A 3,282-nucleotide genomic window follows, 5' to 3' on the forward strand; every position below is an offset into this window, starting at 1 on the left:
GCCGCACCTGCCGGCCCGCCGCCGCCCAGGTGAAGCGGGTCCGCCCGCCGGGGCAGGGGCTCCATGATGACGCCGGTGCGCAGGGCCGCCTTGGCGAGCGGCCCCGCGGGCATGGGCATCCCATCGAGGTCGGCGACGGCGACGCCGGAGATGTTCCGCGATCAGGCCTGCCGCCTCGCCCGCTGTCACCGCGCCGGCCGCCACCAGGACCTCGTCTCCGCCGACGCCGATACTGCGGGCGCGCAGGGCTGCCGCGGCGAGAAGCGCGGGCGCGACCGCCGCCTTGAAAGGGCGGAGCTCCGGCGGCATAGGAAGGGCCGATGCGAGTCCGGAATCGATGGCGCGCGATGCGGGGCGCGAAACCCAGGTCCTCAGCGCAGCGCCCGAGGCGGCCCCGGCCCATCGCACGCCTGTGCCCTTGCCGGCGCCGTGCGCCTCGCCCACCATGCGTCGCCCCCTCCGGCGCATTGCAATCTGAAGGTACAGGAGCGGCGATGGACAATCCATCCCCAAATCGGGTGCGGCGGCCTGTGGCTACACGCGTTGCGGCAGTGGTCGCGGCGCTGGTGCTGGTGTGGACGTCGGCCGGCGGCGCGGCGGCGCAGCAGGCCGCGCCAGGCGGCAAGCCGGCCGCGGTCAAGGTGCCGAACTTCTGGAACGTGGAGCGCCGGATGGAGCGCCCGGACGCGGCGCGCCTGCCCAAGACCCTGCGTTTCGTGACGGCAGACGACTACCCGCCGTTCAATTTCACCGGAGCAAGCGGCGCGCTCACCGGCTTCAATGTCGATCTGGCGCGGGCCATCTGCGATGAGCTCGGGGCCTCCTGCACCATCGCCGCCGAGCCGTTCGACCAGATCGTGGGGGCGGTGGAGCAGGGGCGGGCGGATGCGGCCATCGCCGGCGTCGCCGCCACTCCGGCCTCGCGGGCCGGCCTCGATTTCTCCGAACGGTATCTCGGCACGCCTGCCCGGTTCGTGGGCCAGCGCGGTGCCGGCCCGGCGGATGCGACGCCCGAACTCGTGGCCGCCAAGCGGGTCGGCGTGGTGGGGCGCACCGCCCACGAGGCCTATCTGCGCTCGTTCTTCAACGAGGCGGCGATCCGCACCTATGCTGATCTCAAGGGCGCCCAGGAGGCCCTGCGCAAAGGCGAGGTCGACCTCGTCTTCGCCGACGGCATCACCCTCGCCATCTGGCTCAACGGCACGGATTCGGGCGGCTGCTGCGCCTTCGTGGGCGGCCCCTTCACCGAAAGCCGCTTCTTCGGCGACGGCTTCGCGGTGGCGGTCAAGGCCGGCAATGACGGGCTGCGCCACGCCATCGACTATGCGCTCCAGCGCATCTGGGAGAAGGGGGTCTATACCGACCTCTATCTGCGCTGGTTCCCGGTCTCGTTCTATTGAGGCCGTGCCCTGCCGTGCCGCGCGGCGGTTGACGCTCGCGCAGGCCGGGACTAAGGATCGCGCATGTGCCACTTCGGACAAGGGAAGCCGGGCCTTCTTCCGGCGCAGCGGCGAATTTCTCGCCCGGTCGATACGCTCGGCCGGGTCTCCTGAACCGCATCCCTTCTGCTTCGACGCGCGCGCCGACGGCCCTTTCGGGCCCTGCTCTCCTTCAGGCGCCCGCGGCCCGCTCCCGGAACCGGCCCAATGTCTTCGCACCCTTCGGCGCCCAGCGCGTCCCAGCCTCTGCCCCTCCACCGCCTGACCGTGGCGGCCGAGGCCGATCCCAACCTGCTCCTGCGCCTTCTGGAGCCGTTCGTGATCCACGACGTGCTGCCGAGCGCCGTCACCTGCGCCGCCGATGCCCGCGGCCTCTCGGCCACCTTGGACTTTTCCGCCGAGCCGGCGGTGGCCGAACGGCTGCGGATGCGCCTCGCGGTGACGGTGGGCGTGCGCGCGGCCGAGCTTGCGCCCGTGCGCGCGCCGGCCTCCCGGGCCGCCTGAGCCGGACATGCTGGACACCCTCGCCGCATCGCCGTTATCGTCCTGCCGGTGTTCGGCATGGTGGGGGTGGGGTTCGCCGCGGCGGAAGGTCGGGCTGGATTTCCGACAAGGCGTCGGGACCGGGGCTCGCCGAGTTCGTGTTCGGCCTCGCGGTGCCGGTGCTGATCTTCAAGACGCTGAGCGAGGCCCGGCTGCCGGATGCCCAGCCCTGGGGCTACTGGATCGCCTATTTCACCGGCGCGTTCCTGGTGTTCGGCCTCGCCATGGCCTATGCCCGCCTGGTGCTGAAGCGGGGCCATGTGGAGGCAGTGATCCACGGCTTCACCGCCGGCCAGGCCAACACCGTGTTCGTGGGCGTGCCGCTGATCCTCAAGGCCTATGGCGAGGCGGGGGCGGTGCCGCTGTTCCTGCTCATCGCCATCCATCTGCCGGTGATGATGGTGGCCGCCACGGTGATGCTGGAGGGCCAGGCGGGCTTTTCCCGCGCGACGGTGGTTCGCCTCGCCAAGGCGCTGGCGCTGAACCCGGTGCTGCTCGGCATCTATCTCGGCGGCCTGTCGCGGCTGGTGGATTTCCAGGTGTCCGGGGTGCCGAAGCAACTGGTGGACATGCTGGCGGCGGCGGCGACGCCCTGCGCGCTCATCTCCCTCGGCCTGTCGCTGAAGCGCTACGGCATCAGCGGCCGGCTGGCGCCGGCCTCGGTGATCTGCGCGCTGAAGCTGCTGGTGCACCCCTTGGCGGTGCTGATGCTCACCTTCCTGCTGCCCATGCCGCCGGTCTGGGCCGGCGTCGCCGTGCTGTTCGCGGCCATGCCGTGCGGCATCAACGGCTATCTGTTCGCCCAGCGCTACGGCGTGGAGGTGGGCACGGCGTCGAGCGCGGTGTCGCTCTCGACCGTGCTCGCGGTGCTGACCATCACCTTCTGGCTCTACGTACTCGGCGTCGGCTGAAGGCCGAGGCGGCGGCGCACCTCCGGCGCCGTCACGCCCGCCGCGCGAAGCCGGGCAAGACCGGCCGAGCCCGTGCTCTTGGAGAGCTTCGCCCCGGCGCGTCGCGGATCAGGCGGTGGTGGTGGTAGATCGGCTGCGGCAGGCCGAGCAGGCGCTGCAGCAGGACGTGCACCGCCGTCGCCTGGAACAGGTCCGCGCCGCGGATGACGTGGGTGATGTCCTGCGCCGCATCGTCCACCACCACCGAGAGGTGGTAGCTGGTGGGCACGTCGCGGCGGGCAAGGATCACGTCGCCCCAGGCTTCGGGGGCCGCCTCTACGGGGGCGGCGGGTCCCTCCGGCCGCCCCTGCGCCTCGCGCCAGAAGAGCGGACCGGCAGCCGCCGCGCGC

General features: G+C 72.1%; 4 protein-coding genes. 3 read left to right on the forward strand and 1 reads right to left on the reverse strand.

Annotation, left to right across the window (positions count from 1 at the left end; all coding sequences use genetic code 11):
* Positions 1-494 precede the first annotated feature (494 nt).
* From AC2W7M_RS22485 to AC2W7M_RS22495, 3 genes are all read left to right on the forward strand, one after another.
* On the forward strand, positions 495-1,400 hold the full coding sequence (locus AC2W7M_RS22485; RefSeq protein WP_486135054.1) for a transporter substrate-binding domain-containing protein: 906 nt from the start codon (positions 495-497) through the stop codon (positions 1,398-1,400).
* A 246-nt stretch (positions 1,401-1,646) separates the two neighbouring features.
* Positions 1,647-1,943: a hypothetical protein gene (locus AC2W7M_RS22490; protein ID WP_486135056.1), complete on the forward strand. Its 297-nt coding sequence runs from the start codon at positions 1,647-1,649 to the stop codon at positions 1,941-1,943.
* 137 nt (positions 1,944-2,080) lie between these two features.
* On the forward strand, positions 2,081-2,893 hold the full coding sequence (locus tag AC2W7M_RS22495) for an AEC family transporter (protein WP_486135058.1): 813 nt from the start codon (positions 2,081-2,083) through the stop codon (positions 2,891-2,893).
* 31 nt (positions 2,894-2,924) lie between these two features.
* Here AC2W7M_RS22495 and AC2W7M_RS22500 read toward each other — a convergent pair.
* On the reverse strand, positions 2,925-3,282 hold a 358-nt coding region (locus AC2W7M_RS22500), incomplete at its 5' end, for a glutamate--tRNA ligase family protein (RefSeq protein WP_486135060.1).

Source organism: Xanthobacter sp. BG11Y11_SDJG (assembly GCF_057364445.1).